Annotated in this window: 12 protein-coding genes; 5 read left to right on the top strand and 7 right to left on the bottom strand. The window is 69.9% G+C overall.

The genetic code is table 11. The features are described from left to right. Nucleotides 1-55: 55 nt before the first annotated feature. Entirely contained in the window at nt 56-1,009 is a 954-nt protein-coding gene (locus ACFQV6_RS28320) for an MHYT domain-containing protein (protein WP_378030645.1), read from the bottom strand. 360 nt (nt 1,010-1,369) lie between these two features. Next, nucleotides 1,370-2,236 (bottom strand): response regulator, encoded by an 867-nt coding sequence (locus ACFQV6_RS28315; protein ID WP_378030644.1) that lies wholly within the window; start codon nt 2,234-2,236, stop codon nt 1,370-1,372. Nucleotides 2,237-2,389: 153 nt separating this feature from the next. Here ACFQV6_RS28315 and ACFQV6_RS28310 point away from each other — a divergent pair, with 153 nt between their 5' ends. Further along, the gene (locus ACFQV6_RS28310; RefSeq protein ID WP_378030643.1) at nt 2,390-3,631 is read left to right on the top strand and encodes an FAD-binding protein; all 1,242 of its coding nucleotides are present in this window, start codon (nt 2,390-2,392) and stop codon (nt 3,629-3,631) included. A 7-nt stretch (nt 3,632-3,638) separates the two neighbouring features. Here ACFQV6_RS28310 and ACFQV6_RS28305 read toward each other — a convergent pair whose 3' ends face one another. Further along, nucleotides 3,639-4,061, bottom strand: coding sequence for a rhodanese-like domain-containing protein (locus ACFQV6_RS28305; protein WP_378030642.1), 423 nt, complete (start codon nt 4,059-4,061; stop codon nt 3,639-3,641). 70 nt (nt 4,062-4,131) lie between these two features. Between ACFQV6_RS28305 and ftrA the strand changes: the two genes are divergently transcribed. Continuing rightward, nucleotides 4,132-5,103 (top strand): transcriptional regulator FtrA, encoded by a 972-nt coding sequence (gene ftrA, locus ACFQV6_RS28300; RefSeq protein WP_378030641.1) that lies wholly within the window; start codon nt 4,132-4,134, stop codon nt 5,101-5,103. On the opposite strand, the gene ACFQV6_RS28295 is transcribed toward ftrA, so the two are convergent. Next, nucleotides 5,100-7,058 (bottom strand): beta-galactosidase, encoded by a 1,959-nt coding sequence (locus ACFQV6_RS28295; RefSeq protein WP_378030640.1) that lies wholly within the window; start codon nt 7,056-7,058, stop codon nt 5,100-5,102. The genes ftrA and ACFQV6_RS28295 overlap by 4 nt on opposite strands. Before the next feature lie 45 nt (nt 7,059-7,103). Between ACFQV6_RS28295 and ACFQV6_RS28290 the strand changes: the two genes are divergently transcribed. After that, nucleotides 7,104-9,233: a glycoside hydrolase N-terminal domain-containing protein gene (locus tag ACFQV6_RS28290; RefSeq protein ID WP_378030639.1), complete on the top strand. Its 2,130-nt coding sequence runs from the start codon at nt 7,104-7,106 to the stop codon at nt 9,231-9,233. Between the two features lie 236 nt (nt 9,234-9,469). Here ACFQV6_RS28290 and ACFQV6_RS28285 read toward each other — a convergent pair whose 3' ends face one another. The 3 genes from ACFQV6_RS28285 to ACFQV6_RS28275 are packed head-to-tail and all read right to left on the bottom strand — an operon-like array spanning nt 9,470 to nt 13,085. Beyond that, nucleotides 9,470-10,405: a carbohydrate ABC transporter permease gene (locus ACFQV6_RS28285; protein WP_378030638.1), complete on the bottom strand. Its 936-nt coding sequence runs from the start codon at nt 10,403-10,405 to the stop codon at nt 9,470-9,472. Next, complete coding sequence (locus tag ACFQV6_RS28280; protein WP_378030637.1) at nt 10,402-11,415, bottom strand: ABC transporter permease; 1,014 nt, start codon at nt 11,413-11,415, stop codon at nt 10,402-10,404. The genes ACFQV6_RS28285 and ACFQV6_RS28280 overlap by 4 nt, the downstream gene beginning before the upstream one ends. Continuing rightward, nucleotides 11,412-13,085, bottom strand: coding sequence for an extracellular solute-binding protein (locus ACFQV6_RS28275; RefSeq protein ID WP_378030636.1), 1,674 nt, complete (start codon nt 13,083-13,085; stop codon nt 11,412-11,414). The genes ACFQV6_RS28280 and ACFQV6_RS28275 overlap by 4 nt, the downstream gene beginning before the upstream one ends. Nucleotides 13,086-13,296: 211 nt before the next feature. On the opposite strand from ACFQV6_RS28275, the gene ACFQV6_RS28270 reads away from it, so the two are divergent. Both ACFQV6_RS28270 and ACFQV6_RS28265 read left to right on the top strand, forming a co-directional pair. Further along, a complete protein-coding gene (locus ACFQV6_RS28270; protein WP_378030635.1) occupies nt 13,297-14,499 on the top strand; it encodes an ROK family protein in 1,203 nt (400 codons plus the stop codon). Nucleotides 14,500-14,864: 365 nt separating this feature from the next. Beyond that, nucleotides 14,865-17,714, top strand: a complete 2,850-nt coding sequence (locus tag ACFQV6_RS28265; protein ID WP_378030634.1) for a glycoside hydrolase family 3 C-terminal domain-containing protein — start codon at nt 14,865-14,867, stop codon at nt 17,712-17,714. Nucleotides 17,715-17,742 lie beyond the last annotated feature (28 nt).

Raw genomic sequence — 17,742 nt, 5'->3', positions numbered from 1 at the left:
ACGAGAAAAGGAGGACGTCCGGTAGGAGTAACTAGGCCGGATAACCGGCTTTCGTCTAATTTGAACGATCTCGGTACGTCCAGGAGCCGCCACCGAGCGTCGAACGCCCCGGCCCCTGGCCCGGCTGGCCCTGCTGCTGACCGTGCTGCTGGCCCTGTGGCTGCCCCTGAGGACGCTGACCCCACAGCTGGCCGGGCTGCGTTTGCGGCCCCGGACCAGGCTCCGTACGCGACTCCAGGCGGGACGCCAGATAGGCGGCGGCCACCCGGTCCTCCTCGGTGGGTGCGGCCATCAGCGCGTACACCATGCCGAGGACGGCGAAGACCACCGCGCCGCCGACCGGGACGAGCAGACCGCTGGCGGTCGCGCCGGCGACCGAGCCGAACGAGGTCTCGGAGAGCACCGACATCGCGGCCATGCCGGTGAAGTGCATGCCGTTGACCGCGATGCCCATGACCAGCGCCGCACCGAAGATCACGATCGGCTTGGTGACGACGAGGGTGAGCCAGAGGGCGACCGTCGCGGCGACCACCGCGATCGCGATGGAGAGCGCGACCTCACGGCCGGAGTACTGGATCTCGCCGTGCAGCTCCATCGCGGCCATGCCGGTGTAGTGCATCGCCGCCACGCCGAGGCCGGCGAGCACGCCGCCGATCAGGATGCGGATGCGTGGTCCCGCCGAACCGAGCAGGGCGATGGCCAGGCCCACGCCGACAGCCACGAACGCGATGACCGCGCTGGCGATCGTCAGGCCGATGTCGTACCGGATGGGGGTGCCCTCGACCCGGAAGCCCATCATCGCGACGAAGTGCATGCTCCAGATGCCGGTCGCGCCGATGGCGACCGCGGCGAGGATCAGCCACCAGGTGCGCTCGCCGCTGGACTTGGACGACCTCAGCCGGACCGCACTGGTCAGGCCGAGAAGGGAGCCGAGCACCGACAGGACGTAGCTGACGGTCGGGGTCACCCATCCGTACTCGAAGTGATGGATCTCCGCCATTTCGCGCATTTCCTCTCGCTTGCGGTTCCGCCGGGCTGCATCCTGCCCCGCCATAGCCATGGGCGTGACTGATTGTGACGCAGCTTTCGTTACGAGAGAACGTGCAGCTGATCTCGATTTGGATCTGTGGGCGATTTTATGGCACCGAGCGGCCAGAATAGATCTACGTTTACCCACATAAACGGCCGGATGCGTCGCTCAGTGATCAGACAGTGACAAATCGACCGGCAGCCATAAACACCGGGAACTAATATAACTATCGGTTACTCCGGGCTTTTCGCCGCGGGCTTCAACCCTTTCGCGTACGCCTACGCGCGCCGCCCCCAGAAGGATCAGATCAGCCGGCCCGCACCGCCCGGAAGGATCAGATCAGCCGGCCCGGGACAGCAGACTCAACGCCTGTGCCCGCTGGGAGTGCAGGACCTGAACGGTGTCCTCGGTGCACGAGCCGGCCTTGTCGTCCATGACGCACAGGGTGCCGACCACGTGCCCCTCGGCGGAGTTGAGCGGCACACTCGCGTAGGACCGCACCCCGCTGATCGAGAAGAGCGGCGTGTTCGCGTATTCACCGTCGGCCAGGCTGTCGCTGATCAGCACCGGCACGTCCTCGGCCACCACGATGGTGTCCGGCGACCACTCGACGGGCACCCCACCGGCCTCGGTCACCCAGCGGGGCAGCCCGTACGAGCCGGCCACCGCCACGCTGTCGTTGAGAACCAGGGTGATCGCCGCCATCGGCACACCGGTCAGCCGGGTCAGCTCCTCCGCGAAGGCGTTCAGGCCGGCGCCGTGTGCCGGCCGGCTGAGGTAGTCGGAGACGGCGAGCAGCCGCTCCACGTCGACGAGCTGGGTCGTCGCGTCGTGCCCCGGCGCCTCGCCCGACTTGCGGGCGGCGAGCAGTTCGGCGGCCGCTTCGACGAGGTGCCTCGGGCGTACCGGCTTGGAGATGGTCACGTCGACGAGGCCCCGCGCGGCAGCCGGCGCGGCGGCCGACAGCATGATCACCGGAATGTTCGCGGTGGCACCCTCGGAGCGCAGCTTGCCCGCCACATCGAGGCCGCTCATGCCGGGCATGTGGTGGTCGAGGATCACCAGGTCCGGCCCGATCTCCACGATCGCCGCGAGAGCGGCCGGCCCGGTCGGGGCGGTACGAACAGTGTGCCCCTCGTTGCTCAGCACCGTGGCGAGCAACTCGGCGATGTCAGTGTCGTCTTCCGCGACCACGATCGACGCCATCTCGCGCCCTCCTCGTCCGGTCTGCCGGTCGAGGACGACCTTAACCCCGCCATCCGCCGAAAACCCCGTGAACAGGAAATACTCGGACTTTTCCAGGCCTTGCCCCGTCCGCCGTAGGGTGGGAGTGGAACGCTCGTGCGACCTGGGAGAGTTATGCCGGAACGACTGACGAACTGGGCCGGGAACATCGTCTTCAGCACGGAGTTGCTGCATCGCCCCCGCTCCGTCGACGAGGTGCGCGAGATCGTCGCCGCGGCCGACCAGCTGCGGGTGCTCGGCAGCGGTCACTCGTTCAACCGGCTCGCCGACACCGACGGCGCGCTGCTCTCGCTCGCCGATCTGCCCCGCTCCGTCGAGGTCTCCCCGGACCGGTCCTCGGTGCGCGTCGACGGCGGCATCCGCTACGGCGAGCTCGCCGCCCGGCTGGCCGACGAGGGCCTCGCCGTGCACAACATGGCCTCGCTGCCGCACATCTCGGTGGTGGGCGCGGCCGCCACCGCCACGCACGGCTCCGGGGTGCGCAACCCGAACCTGGCCACCGCGGTCTCCGGGCTGGAGATCGTCCGCGCCGACGGCGAGCTGGTCACCCTGGACCGGAGCAGCGCCGACCTGGCCGGCGCCGTGGTGGGCCTCGGCGCCCTCGGTGTGGTCACCGCCCTCACCCTCGACGTCGTGCCCGCCTTCGAGCTCCGGCAGTACGTCTACGACAACCTGCCCGTATCCGCCCTGGACGGGCACCTCGACGAGATCCTCGAGTACGGGTACAGCGTCAGCCTCTTCACCCGCTGGACCAGTCCCGACATCGACATGGTCTGGCTGAAGCGGCACGACCCGATGCCGGCCGGCGACTGGCACGGCGCCCGTCCCGCCGACGGCCCCCGCCACCCGGTGCCCGGCATGCCCGGGACGAACTGCACCGAGCAGGGCGGCGTGCCCGGCCCGTGGCACGCCCGGCTCCCGCACTTCCGGATGGAGTTCACCCCGAGCAGCGGCGAGGAGCTCCAGTCCGAGTGGCACGTGTCCCGCGAGCACGCCCGGGCCGCGATCGAGGCGGTGAACTCGATGCGGGACCGTGTCGCGGCGGTCCTGCAGGTCTGCGAGATCCGTACGATCGCCGCCGACGACCTGTGGCTGAGCCCGAACCACGGGCGTGACAGCCTGGCCCTGCACTTCACCTGGATCGCCGACACCGAGGCCGTGCTGCCCGTGGTCGCCGACCTGGAGAAGGCCCTCGCCCCGCTCGACGCCCGGCCGCACTGGGGCAAGATCTTCACGGCCGCACCGGCCACGCTGCGCGACCTCTACCCGCGCTTCGACGACTTCACCGCGCTGGTGGAGCGCTTCGACCCGGCCGGCACGTTCCGCAACCCGTGGCTGGCGGAGATCCTGGGCTGAGGATCCGTCAGCAGCCGCAGGCCGCGCCGATCGGGGCCGTAAGACTGTCGACCGGCCGGGAGCTGACGCCGTGCTCGTCGCGGACCGGGAAGCCCTCGCGCACCCAGTACTCGTACCCGCCGATCATCTCCTTGACCGGGTGACCGAGCCGGGCGAACTCCAGAGCCGCCCTGGTCGCGCCGTTGCACCCGGGCCCCCAGCAGTACGTCACCACCGTGCTGCCCGGCGGGACCACCTCGGCGGCGCGTGCGGCGATCTCCCGGGTCGGCAGGTGCACGGCGTGCGGCAGGTGGCCCTGCCGCCACGACTCGGCATTGCGGGAGTCCACGACCACCACGCCGGGCGTGCCGGCTTCCAGGTCGGCGTGCACGTCGCTGACGTCGGTCTGGAACTGGAGAAGGGCTTCGAAGAAGGCAACCGCGGAAGTCATGCGCTGATCGTGCCGCCGGGAGAAGGCGCGGCCCAGTGGCGTAGAGGACGCTGACCGCTAAGATTCCGCCATGCTGACTCCCGGGAAACGTGGGCCGACCGTCGCGGTCCTGGCCTTCGACGGGATGTCGGTCTTCGAGACCGGCATCGTGACCGAGGTGTTCGGCCTGCCCCGGCCCGAGTTCGGCGTCCCGTGGTACGAGTTGACCATCTGCGCCGAGACTCCCGGGCCGATCCGCATCGTCGGCGGGGCCACCCTGCACACCGGCCGCGGACTCGACACGTTCGCGGCTGCCGACACCCTGATCGTTCCCGGCGTACCGGACATCGAGAGCGACCCCTCGCCCGCGCTCGTCGCCGCACTGCGCCGGGCCCGTCAGCGCGGCGCGCGGATCATGTCGATCTGCTCGGGAGCGTTCGCCCTGGCCGGGGCGGGACTGCTGGACGGCCGCCGGGCCACCACCCACTGGCGTTACGCGGACGCCCTGCGCCGCCGCCACCCGGCGGTCGAGGTCGACGCCGACGTGCTCTACATCGACGACGACATCCTGACCAGCGCCGGAAGCGCCGCCGGCCTGGATCTCTGCCTGCACGTGGTCCGGCTCGACCACGGGCCGTCGATCGCCAACGCGGTCGCCCGCCGCCTGGTCATGCAGCCGCACCGCGACGGCGGCCAGGCGCAGTTCGTCGAGGCGCCGGTCGCCGCCGATCCCGAGGACGCCCGGGTGGCCCGCAGCATGGACTGGGCCCTCGGCAACCTGACCGAGCCGATCACGGTCGACGTGCTGGCCCGGCGGGCGCACATGTCGGCCCGCACCTACCTGCGGCATTTCGCGCGGGCCACCGGGACCACACCGATCCGCTGGCTGATCGACCGCCGGGTGCACGCCAGCCTGGCCCTGCTGGAGACGACCCGGACACCGATCGAGGCGATCGCGAGCGCTGTCGGCTTCGAGACGGCTGTCACCTTTCGGCACCATTTCGGCCAGACGATGCGCACGTCACCGTCGGCCTACCGTAAAGCCTTCCAGACAGCCGGCTAGACGCGGACCACCAGGAAGCCTCCACCCTGGACCGTTGCGACGCTGCCGAGATCCCTTCCGGTCACCGCGTTGACGCCAGGGCCGGGCAGGGGCACCGCGGCCGTCGCGATCCCGTGGTTGAACAGGAAGAGCAGCGGACCGCGCCGGACCACCTCCACCGGGGACGGCACGCCGGGCAGCACCGGTTCCACGCCCGCCTCCGCGGCGATCGAGGCCAGCAGCCGGGCCAGGGAATCGTCGGTCAGGGCCGTCGAGAGATACCAGGCCGAACCCGCACCGCATCGATGGCGGGTGATGGCCGGCGCGCCCGCCAGAACGCCGTCCGCGTAACTGGCGACAGTGGACGCTCCGGCCGTCTCGACCCGCTCCTGCCAGCGGCCGGCCAGCGAGCCGTCGCTCAGCGCGAACTCGGTGCCGGGAGGCCGCGGGTGCCACTCGACCACGCGTACCCCGAGGATCTCGCGGAAGGCGCCGGGATATCCGCCGAGGCGGATGCGGGTGTCCGGCTCGGCGATCCCGCTCAGATAGCCGACCACCAGGTGACCGCCGGCGGCGACGTAGTCGCGGAACGCCGCGGCTGCCTCATCCGAGACGAGGTACAGGTGCGGAACGACGATCATCCGGTAGTTCCCGAGATCGGTGGAGACACCGGGGAAGACAAAATCGGTCTGCAGCTTCGAGCGGAACAGCGCCCGGTGTGCCTGGCGCACCGCGCCGGGATAGTCGAGGTCGGCGGCCGGCAGTCCGCCGGCCTGCAACGCCCACCAGGAGGGAGCGTCCCAGGTCAGCGCGATCTGGGCGGCGGGCGGTGCGGCGCCGGCGACCTGAGGTGCGAGGCTTTTGAGGGTACGGCCCAAGCCCACCGCCTCCCGGAAGACCGGACTGTCCGGCCCCGCATGGGGAACCAGCGCGGAGTGGAACAGCTCCGCACCGCCGCGCGGCTGCCGCCACTGGAAGTACATCGCCCCGGCCGAGCCCCTGGCCACGTAACCGAGGCTGTGCCGGGTGAGTCGCCCCGGCTCCTTGGCGTGCATCCGCGCCCGCGTGTAGATCAGGTTCGGCGCGGTCTCCATCAGCAGCCACGACCCGCCGCCCCAGCCGCGGGCCAGGTCACCGGCGAACGCGGTCTCCTCCTCGGCACCGGCGCCGGCGTCGTCCGGGTAGTGGTCGACAGCGACCAGATCCACCTCCGCGGCCCAGCGCGCGTGGTCGACGCTCACCCAGCCGCCCTGCACGAAGTTCGTGGTGATCGGCACGTCCGGGTTCGCGGCACGCAGCACGTCACGCTGGTCGAGGTAGCCGCTGAGGAACTCGTCGGAGAGGAACCGGCGGAAGTCCAGCACCTGCGCCGGGTTCGGCAGGTACTGCGTGGCGCGCGGCGGCATGATCTGCGCCCAGTCCGAATATCGCTGGCTCCAGAACGCCGTGGTCCACGCCTCGTTCAGAGTGTCCAGGTCACCGTGCTTCTTCTCCAGCCAGAGCCGGAAGGCCGAGGCTGTCGTGTCGCAGCGGCAGTCCGTCCCGTACTCGTTGTGCACGTGCCACATCGCCAGCGCCGGATGACGGGCGTAGCGTTCCGCGAGCTTTGCGGCGATGGTGCGGGCGGCCTCCCGATAGGCGGGTGCCGACACGCAGTAGGTGTCACGGCTCCCGTGTGTCAGCCGGACCCCGTCGGCACCGACCGGCATCGCCTCCGGGTGGGCGAGGGTGAACCACGGCGGCGGCGAGGCGGTCGGGGTGGCGAGCGCGACCCTGATGCCGCCGTCGTGCAGGCGGTCCAGGACGCGGTCGAGCCAGCCGAAGTCGTAACGCCCCGGCTCGGGCTCCAGGTTCGACCAGGCGAACACCCCGACGGTGGCGATGGTGACGCCGGCCTGGCGCATCAGGACGACGTCCTCGTCCCGCACCTCCTCCGGCCACTGCTCAGGGTTGTAGTCGCCGCCGAAGAAGAGCATCGCACCGCCTTGACTTTAGTTTGAACTCTAAACAAAGTATGAGCGGTGCAGAGCCATGTCAATCCGTCGTTCCAGGACGCCGAAGCCACCGAGGACTGGGAACGCGCGCTGATCAGCGGCAACGGCAGGCAGGGCGCGCTCTGCTACGGGACACCGTCCGCGCTGCGGTTCACGCTCGCCCACGAGGACCTCTTCCAGCCGGTCACCGAACCGCTGCCGGCGCCGGCGACCGCCGCGGCCCTGCCGGGCATTCGCGAGCTTCTCGCCACCGCACGCTTCACCGAGGCGGCGCAGGCCGTCTGCGACATCGCTGTTCAGGAAGATCAGGGGTACGCGGAAACGCGCTGGATCGATCCGCTGATCGGTGCCGCCACCCTCACCTTCACGCCCGACTCCCCCGGCGACGGCTACGTCCGCGGTACCGACTTCACCACCGGCGTCGTCCGCCAGCAGTGGTCCGGGGTGACGTGCGACGCCTTCGTTTCCCGCACCGCGGACGCCCTGATCGTGCGCGTCACCGGCACCGGCGGCACCCTGACGGTCGGGCCCGTCGACGGCACCCCCGAACGTCCGATCGACTTCAGCGTCGCCCGGTCCGGTGACGACGTCGTTCTGACCGCTCGGTTCGACGTGCCGTGGAAAGGTGCCCTCGACGGCTATGCGGTGGCGGTGCGCTTGTCCCGTACCCCCGCCTCGGTCTTGATCGTGGCCCGCGCCGCACCCGGCCTGCGCTCACCCGCCCAGGCCCTGGCCGAACTGCCGGCCGGCGGCTTCGACGAACTGCTCGAAGCGCACGCCGCCGCACACAGTGACCTCTTCGGCAGGGTCGCGATCGACCTCGGCGGCCGGCGCGAGCAGACCCTCTTCGACGCCGGCCGGTACGCGATCATCAGCAGCACCGGCACGCGGCCGCCGACGCTGCAGGGGGTGTGGAGCGGCACCTACTCCCCGCCGTGGCGCAGCGGGTGGACCATCGACGGCAACCTCCAGGCCGCCCTGCTCGCCGTGCATTCGACCGGTACGCCCGAGCTGATGCCACCGCTCTTCGACCTCCTCGACACCCTCCGCGCCGACTTCCGCTCCAACGCCTCACGCCTCTACGGGATGCCGGGCCTGCTGGCGCCCGCCCACCTCGGCAACCACGGCAGGCAGAACCACTTCGGCCCGATCTGGTGTCTCACGTTCTGGACCGCGGGCGCCGCCTGGCTGGGACGCCTCTATCTGGACCACTGGCAGTACACGGGCGATGCCGATTTCCTGCGATCGCGCGCGCTGCCCTATCTACGTGAGGTGGCCGAGTTTCATCTCGCCTTCGCGGAATTCGAGGGCGGACGCGCGCGGTTCAGTCCGTCCTACTCCCCGGAGAACGACCCCGGCGGTCTCGGGGCTCAGGCCTGTGTGGACGCGACGCTGGACGTGCAGGCTGTGCGCGACGTGCTGCGTGCGCTGGTCCGACACGACGGGAGCGATCCGCGGTGGAGTGCGTTGCTCGCGGCCCTGCCGCCCTACCGCATCACCGACGAGGGCGAGTTGGCCGAATGGCTCGACCCGCGGTTTCCGGAGAACCACGCGCATCGGCACTGCAGCCACTTCTATCCGTTCTTCTACGCCGGGGATGCCATCGTCGAGGCGGATCCGGCGTTGCACGCCGCGGCGGTCAAGGCGGTGCGATCCCGGCTGCGGTGGTGGTTGAGCGAGGCGTCCGACGAGATGGGGTACGGGCTGGCGCTCCTCGGCGTCGCGGCAGCTCATCTCGGGCTCGGGGAAGAGGCGTATGCCGCATTGGTCCGGATCGCTGACGCCTACTGGCGCCCCAACCTGGTGCCCACCCACAACCGCGATCACATGTTCAACGTGGATTTGGCAGGGGGTTTTCCCGCCCTGATCGTCGCCATGCTTCTGCGCAGCCGCGACATCGGCGAGGACGGGGTCGCCCGGTTCGACCTGCTCCCCGCCCTGCCCGCCGCCTGGCCCAGCGGAAGCGTTCGGGGCCTGGTCGCTCGAGGCCCGGTCACCGTCGACCTCAGCTGGTCCCCGGCCGGGTTGCACGCGACCCTGACGTCCCCGTGCGATCGGACTGTGGAGGTGGGGCACGCTCTCGACCGTCGGGTCCTTCACCTCTCCGCCGACCAGCCCGGCACCTTGACCTTCAGTCTCCCCACCGCGATCTTGTGAACTTCCGGTTCACCGGCCTCGGCCAACTCCACAAGATCGCGGCAGAGCGCGGCCGGTGGCGGGGCACCGCTCAGCGACGCGACGCGCCGGACTGAGATCTTGTGAACTACCGGTTCACCGCCCTCGGCCAACTCCACAAGATCGCGGCAGAGCACGGCGAACACGGCGGAACGCCGCGGAACGCCGCGGAGCGTGGCGGAGGTGAGCGGACGCGCGTTGGCACGGGAATGGCGGGGTCAGCCCTTGACGGCGCCGATGATGACGCCCTTGGTGAAGTGGCGCTGGATGAAGGGGTAGACGATCAGGGCCGGCACGATCGTCACGACGACCACTGCCATTTTGATCGCCAGGCTGGGTGGCGTCGAGTTGCCCAGGCCGGGGATGTAGACCGCGGCCCCCGACGAGGCGGGCGACTGACCGGCGAGGATGAACTGCTGGAGGACCCGCTGGACGGGTTGCAGGTCGTTGCGGTCGATGTAGAGGATCGCGTTGAAGAAGGCGTTCCAGTAGCCGACCGCGTAGAACAGGCCGACCACCGCGGTCACCGCCCGGGAGAGCGGCAGCACGATGCGGGTGAGGATGCGGAACTCGCCGGCGCCGTCGATGCGGGCACTGTCGAAGAGTTCGCCGGGGATGCTCATGAAGAACGCCCGCAGCACCACCAGGTTGAACGCGCTGATGGCGGTCGGCAGGATCAGGGCGAGCAGGTTGTCCTTCAGGCCGAGGCCGGTGACCACCAGGTAGCTCGGGATCATGCCGGGGTAGATCAGGAACGTGAGCAGGAAGTAGAAGAGGATCGGCCGGTGCCCGAGCGTGCCGGGCCGGGACAGTCCGTAGGCGGCCAGCACGGTGACCACCAGGCTGAGGGCCGTGCCCACCAGCGCGACGAACGTACTGACCAGGATCGCATCGGTGACCTGGCCGCCCGAGAAGATCACCACGTACGCGGCGGGGTCGATCTCGCGCGGGAGGAAGACGTAGCCGCCGGCCTCGTTGATGACCTTCTCGGAGGAGAGGCTGGTGATCAGGACGACCCAGAGCGGTACGAGCACGGCCAGCACCACGAAGGTGAGGATCGTGCCCTTGCCGAACTGCCCGAGCAGGGTGGGCTTCTCCTCCCACACCGGTCGCAGGGACGGGCGGCGCGGTTTCACTGACGTCGAGGTGCTCATGACTTCGAATAGATCCCTTGCTCGCCGAACCGGTGCGCGATCTTGTTGGCGCCCACGATGAGCAGGAGCCCGACCACGGCCTTGAACAGGCCGGCGGCCGCACCGACGCCCCATTGCTGGACCGCGATGCCCTGGTAGTAGACGTACGTGTCGAGCACTTCGGCCGCTTCCCGGCCGACCGCCTCGCGTTGCAGGATGAACTGCTCGAACCCGACGTTGAGCGCGTCACCGAGACGCAGGATCAGCAGCAGCACGATGACCGGGCGCAGGCCGGGCAGCGTGATGTGCCACATGCGCCGCCATCGGCCGGCGCCGTCCGCGGCCGAAGCCTCGTACAGGCTCGGGTCGATGGCCGCGAGAGCCGCCAGAAAGACGATCATGCCCCAGCCGGCGTCCTTCCAGATCGCCTGCGAGGTGATCAGGAAGATGAACGTGTCCGGGTTGGTCATGAAGTCGGGTGCGGTGAAGCCGCCCTCGCGCGCGGTCTGTGCGATCAAGCCGGCACCGCCGAGCATCATCTGGAAGAGCGAGACCACCAGCACCCAGCTGAAGAAGTGCGGCAGGTAGACGACGCTCTGCACGAGCGAGCGGAGGCGCGGCGACAGGATGCTGTTGAGCAGGATCGCCAGCAGGATCGGGATCGGGAAGTAGAACACCAGCTGGAAAGCGGTGATCGACAGCGTGGTGACGACCGAGTCCCAGAACGCCGGGTTCTTGAACAGGTACTCGAAGTTGCCGAACCCGATCCACTCGCTGTAGAGGAACGCCTCGAGCGGGCCGTCGCCGGCGAACGGGTTGTAGTCCTGGAACGCGATGACGTTGCCGAGGGCCGGGATGTAGTGGAACACCAGCAGCAACAGCATCGCCGGGACGCACATCAGCATCAGCGGCCAGTCGCGGCGCAGCCGGGCGCCGAAGGTGAGCTGCTGCCGTGGGGACGACGATTTCGCGGTGGGGCGCGGGGCCGGCTCGGTGCCGGCCCCGGTCTCCACGATCGGGGGAGCGCTCATCGGCCGTTGTCGGCCAGAACCTTGGCGTAGAAGTCACGAGCCGCGTCGCCGCCGCCCGCCTTCCACTCGTCGACGACCTTCGGCAGGTCGGAGAGCGGACGCCGGCCGCGCTGGATGTCCGTGATCTTGTCGTCGGTGGGCTGCTGGATCGCCGCCTGCTGGGTCGGCACCTCCACCTTGATGCCCTCCCACGGGTTCTTCTCGATGTACTGGGTGGCGTCATTGCCCCAGTTCACGAAGTCGCTGGCGTAGTTCGGGATGTCCGGGCCACCGACGATGACCGGCGGGCGGCCACCGAGGAAGATGAACTGGTTCGCGAACTCCTTGACGTACAGGTCGTTGGTGACCGGCGCGCCGCTGCCGTCCCGCTTGAAGTGGGTGCCCTCGACGCCGTAGTTCTGCAGCTCCCACTCCTTGGTGCCGAACGGTGCCGCGGTGTAGTTGAGGACTCGGAGCAGCTCCTGCGTACGCTCCTGGCCCAGACCCTTCTTGATGAAGGTCCACATGATCGACGGCGTGCTGGCCCAGCGCACCGGCGGCTTGCCGGCGTCCGCACCGAAGACCTTGACGGCCTGCATGTTGAAGGCGGGTGTGATCGCGACCGCCGGGCGCTGGACTTCCTTCCAGGCGCCGCCACCGTCGGCGAACATGAAGATCTTGCCGCCCTTGAAGAGCGTCTTGACGTCACCGCCCTTGCTGCTGGCCAGCTCGGGGTGGATCAGCTTCTCCGAGTAGATCTTGGCCATGAACTCGACGGCGCGCTGGTACTCCGGGGTCTCGTACCGGTGGTAGACCTTGCCGTCGGCGCCCTTGGCCCACCCGTTCTGCGATCCGGTGTTGCCGCAGATCTGGAGGACCTCCTGGAAGATGTCGCCGAAGGCCCACTCGCCCTTGCCCTCGTTGGTCATCTTCTTGCCGAAGTCGTAGAGCTCGTCCAGGGTGGTCGGCGCCGCGATGCCGCGCTGGTCGGCGACGTCCTTGCGGTAGAAGAGGGCGGTGGGGAACGGGGCGTCCGTGGGGAACGGGACACCCATCAGCTTGCCGCCCCACACCGAGTCCTGCCACGCCTTGGTGTCGATGCCGGAGAGCAGCGGATAGGCGCTGATCTTGTCGCCGGCCAGGTACGGCGTCAGGTCCTCGAAGAGCACGTGCACACCCTCGGAGAACCGGGCCAGCTTGTTGATCTCCCAGCCGGGGATGCAGGTCAGGTCGGGTACGTCACGGGCACCCAGCATGGTGTTGAGCTTGTCGCCGTAGGTGGTGCCGTCCTGGATGCTGAAGTTGATCGTGCCGCCCATGTCGGCGGTGACCGCCTCGACGAACTTGTTGGCGGTAGGCGGCGCCGGACCCCACCACGGCGTGGTCGCGGTGATGGGCTTGCCGCTGGTGATCGCCTTGTCAGTGACCGCGTCGGCGAGCGTCGTCGGGTACTTCACGTAGCCGTCCGCCATCGGCCGTACGCCCTTGACATCGGGCTGAACGAGGGTGGAGTCCTTGAAGTTGGGGACGACACCGGCCGCCTGCTCGGCGGTGGTCGCCGAGCCCTTGGCGCCAGGCTCCTTGCTGCATCCGGTGAGCAGACCTCCGCCGGCCACCGAGGCCGCACCGAGGCCGACCAGCCCCAGGAAGTTCCGCCTGTTCGTCGACGCGCCTTCCAGCGGGTTCCGCACGGCGCACCACCCTTCCGTTATGGGAATAGTTTGGCTAGCGTCTAAACTAAGTACATCGAGCACAAGCTAACCGACGCGGTGAACCCCGACAAGAACCATTTGGGAGCGCACCCATCGGAGCAGCACCGAAACTCAGGAGATGACCAACCACGGTGATGCGGCAAGATGACGATGCGGACAGCCGGCGGGGCGGCCGAGAGCGGAGCTTGATGTGAAGACCACGCGGGCCGATCCTCAACCGGCCGACTTCACCGACGTGAGAGCCACGAACCTCGCCGTGGTCCTGCGCCACCTGCGCGCCAACGGGCCCAGCTCGCGAGCCTCGATCGCCGCGACGACCGGGCTCAACAAGGCCACCGTCTCCAGCCTGACCAGCGATCTCATCGATCAGCGGCTGCTGCGGGAGACCGGCCTGAGCAGCAACCGGATCGGGCGCCCGTCGACTGTGCTAGCCCTTGACGGCTCGGCCTATGCGGCGATCGGGCTCCAGGTCTCCGCCGACCGGCTCACGGCCCTGGCCGTCGACTACGCCGGCGAGCAGCTGCTGCTGTGGCACCGCGCCTTCGAGAAGGCAGACCAGGCGGGCCGCGGTGTCAGCGCGATAGCCGCCCTCGCGCAGCGCGCCGCCTCCCGGGTCCGTCAGCGGGGCAGACATGTGCTGGGCCTGACCGTCGCCGTCCCCGGGCTGGTCGCCGACGGCAGCACGGTTCGCCTCTCACCGCAGCTCGGCTGGTCCGGCGTGGACCTGCGCGGGATGCTCTCCGGCTCGCTGCGCCAACCCGGACTGAGCGTCGCGGTGGCCAACCACGCGGGTCTCGCCGCGGTCGCCGAGCAGCGGCACGGCGGTTACCCCGCCGGCACCAACCTCACCTTCGTCACGGGAGCCGCCGGCATCGAGGCGGGCCTCGTGGTGGACGGTCGCCCCCTGCACGGCGCGCACGGATTCACCGGGCAGATCGGGCGCTTCACCCTCGGCCCGGCCGGCTCACCCACCCTGGAAGATCTCGCCGGGGTCGAGCAGCTGGTCCGCCGCGCCCTGCCGGATGTCGACCCGGAGGCGCTCGCCGACCTCACCCCGGCCGTCGAGCAGGTGGTTGTGCAGGCCCGGGCCGGCGACGCGGCGACCCTCGCCGCCCTGAGCGACACCGGCTGCCACCTCGGCCAGGGCCTGGCCCTGCTCGCGAACCTGGTGAACCCGGAGATCATCGCGCTCGGCGACCACTATGCCGCCCTCGCACAGTGGCTGGTCCCGGCAGCGGAGGCCGAGCTGGCACGGCACACCCTGGCACCCGAGGCGGGCGGCGCCCGCCTCATCGCGTCCACACTGGGCCTGCATGCCGCGGCACTGGGCGGCGCCGTCGCCCACCTGGACCGCGTCGACACCGGCGATCTCCCCGAACCCGCACACCGCTGAAACCCAGCCCGCGCAGGCCCTGGCCCAGCCCACGCAGGCCGAGCCCGGCGCCACGCGAACCCGGGAATCGAACGCTGAGACCCAGCCCACCCAAGCCGGGCCCAGCCCACGCAGGCCGAGCCCGGCGCCGCGCGAACCTAGGAATCGACGGATAGGCAAGTAACAATCGATGGCCGAACATCGCCGTCGCGCCTTGACCTGGACGCAACAGGGGTGCGAGCCTCGAAGAACTCCGAACGAAACATTCGCGAAACCCCTCGCGGAAGCTTCACTCGCTCGGTTGTCGAAGCGCTTCGACAACTTCGATTCGCACCGGATCGAAGGGGCGCGCCGACAACACCGTGCTCGGCCCGAAGGACCACGTTGTGACCGAATCCCCCACTCGCATCGTCTTTCGCGACCCGCAGCAGAAGCTCGCCACGCGGGTCTCCGACCTTCTGGGCCGGCTCAGCCTGGCGGAGAAGATCGCTCTGCTCCACCAGAAGCAGGCACCGGTCCCCCGGCTGGGCGTCGCGGGCTTCCGGACCGGAACAGAAGCTCTGCACGGCGTCGCCTGGCTCGGCACAGCAAGCGCTTTCCCCCAGGCGATCGGGCTGGCCAGCACCTGGGACCCGGACCTGCTCCGGCGTGTCGGCACCGCGGTCGGCACCGAGGTACGCGCCATGCACCACCGCGACCCCGACAACGTCGGGCTCAACGTCTGGGCCCCGGTGGTGAACCTGCTCCGCGACCCGCGGTGGGGCCGCAACGAGGAGGGCTTCGCCGAGGACCCGTGGCTGACCGGCGTCCTGAGCACGGCGTACGCGTCCGGCCTGCGCGGTGACCACCCGCTCTGGCTGCGCACCGCGCCGACCCTCAAGCACTTCCTGGCGTACAACAACGAGACCGACCGCTGCCTGACCTCCAGCGACATGCCGCCGCGGGTGCTGCACGAGTACGAGCTCCCCGCCTTCCGCACGGCCCTCGCCGAGGGTGCCGCGGTCGCCGTGATGGCGTCGTACAACCTGGTCAACGGCCGGCCCGCGCACCTCAGCCCGCTGATCAACGAGACGCTGCGGTCGTGGACCGAGGACGACGTGATGGTCGTCGGTGACGCCTGGGCGGTGCACAACATCGCCGGTGACCAGCACTGGCACGACGATCACGTGGCCGGGTTCGCCGCCGCGATCCGGGCCGGCGTCGACTGCCTCACCGAGGACCAGGAGGCCACCCTCGAACGCCTCACCGAGGCGGTGGCGACCGGCCTGCTCAGCGAGTCCGACGTGGACGCCGCTGTGCGGCACATCCTGGCGGTCCGGGTCCGGCTGGGCGAGTTCAACCCCGAGGAGGATCCCTACCGGGAGATCGGCCCCGAGGTGATCGACTGCGCTGAGCACCGTGCCCTGACCAGGGAGGCCGCCCGTGCGGCAATCGTCCTGCTCAGCAACGACGGCATCCTGCCGCTGGCCGAGGACAGCCGGGTCGCGGTGATCGGTCCGCTAGCTGACGCGGTCTTCGACGACTGGTACAGCGGCACTCCGCCCTACCGCACGACCCTGCGGGACGGTATCGCTGAGCGGATCGGCGCCGGCTCGGTGCTGCACCACGAGGGCGTGGACCGCGTGGCCTTGCGCTGCGCGTCCGGCCTGCTCACCGCGGACCCTTCAAACCCTCTTTCGGTACGGGCGAACGACATCGCCGGCGACGCTGCTCTCTTCGACGTGCTGGACTGGGGACAGGAGACGTTCTCGCTGCGCGCGGTCGCCACCGGCGGTCACGTCGGCGCGGACGGGCTCGGCCCCGAGTCGCACCTGCTGGTCACCGACCGTCCCGGCCCGAACGGCTGGGAGGTCCGCGAGACGTTCCAGTTCGAGCCGGTCGAGGACGGGGTGCTGCTGCGTCACGTGCAGAGCGGCCGTTACCTCGCCGCGGACACCGACGGCCTGGTCCGCACCTCGGCCGCGGCCGCCGGCGACGCCACCGTGTTCACTGTGGACTTACTCGTCGACGGGGTCGCCGCGGCCGCAGCCGTGGCCGCCGAGGCGGACGTGGTGCTGCTCGCCCTCGGCAACCATCCGCTGGTGGCCGGCCGGGAGACCGAGGACCGCCGTGACCTGGCCCTGCCGGGAACCCAGGACGACCTGATGCGGGCGGTGGCGGCGGCGAACCCGCGTACCGTACTGGTGCTGACCAGCAGCTACCCGTACGCGCTGGGCTGGGCCCGGGACAACCTTCCCGCGCTGGTCTGGTCCTCGCACGGCGGACAGGAACACGGCGGCGCCCTGGCCGACATCCTCTTCGGCAGCGACCCGGCGGGCACACCCACCGCACCCACCGGCCGCCTCACCCAGACCTGGTACGCGGACGCCGGCGACCTGCCCGACCTGCTCGACTACGACATCGTCGCGTCGGACGCCACCTACCTCTACTACCGCGGCACCCCGGTCTTCGGTTTCGGGCACGGCCTGAGCTACACCAGGTTCGGCTACGAGAACCTGCGCCTGAGCACGACCGGCGCGGTCCCCGGCGACACGGTGACCGTCTCCGTCGACGTCGTCAACGTCGGCGACCGTACGGGCGACGAGGTGGTGCAGCTCTACACCCGGCAGCAACGATCCCGGGTCAAGCAACCCGTCCGCCGGTTGCGCGGTTACCACCGCGTCCGGCTGGCACCCGGCGAACGCACCACGGTGCACCTTGAGCTCTCCGTCGACGACCTGGCCTTCTGGGACGTCACCAGGTCCCGCTGGGTGGTCGAGGAGGCGGGACACACCATCGCGGTGGGCAGTTCCAGCACGGACTGGGCGGCGACCGCGACGCTGCGGGTGCACGGTGAGCGGATTCCGGCCCGCTGTCCCCGCTCCGGTCTGCGCCTGATCGACAACGACGGGTACGACGCCACGGCTACCGTCCCCGTCGCGGACGACTCCGGCGAAGGGCTCCGCAGCCTCTCCCCCGGCGCCTGGACAGTCTTCGACGACGTCGATCTCGGCACCGGCCTCACCCGGGTCCGTGCCACCGTGGCGGCCCGCGCCGAGGGCGGCTCGATCACGCTGCGACTCGACGATCCGTACGCCGGTCCGGCCCTCGCCACCGTTTCCGTCCCGGTGATCACCGGTCGCGAGGAAGTGGCCGAGGTCGTCGTCCCGATCTCAGAGGCCTCCGGCATCCACGCCGTGTTCGTCCTCTACGACGCCGCCGACATCACCGCCGCCAGCATCTCCTTCGAGTCCTGACGCGCCGATGCCGGCGACCCCGTGAGGT

Source organism: Actinoplanes sp. GCM10030250, from assembly GCF_042666575.1.
Classification (GTDB): domain Bacteria; phylum Actinomycetota; class Actinomycetes; order Mycobacteriales; family Micromonosporaceae; genus Actinoplanes.
This window is presented reverse-complemented; position numbering and strand designations above follow the sequence as displayed.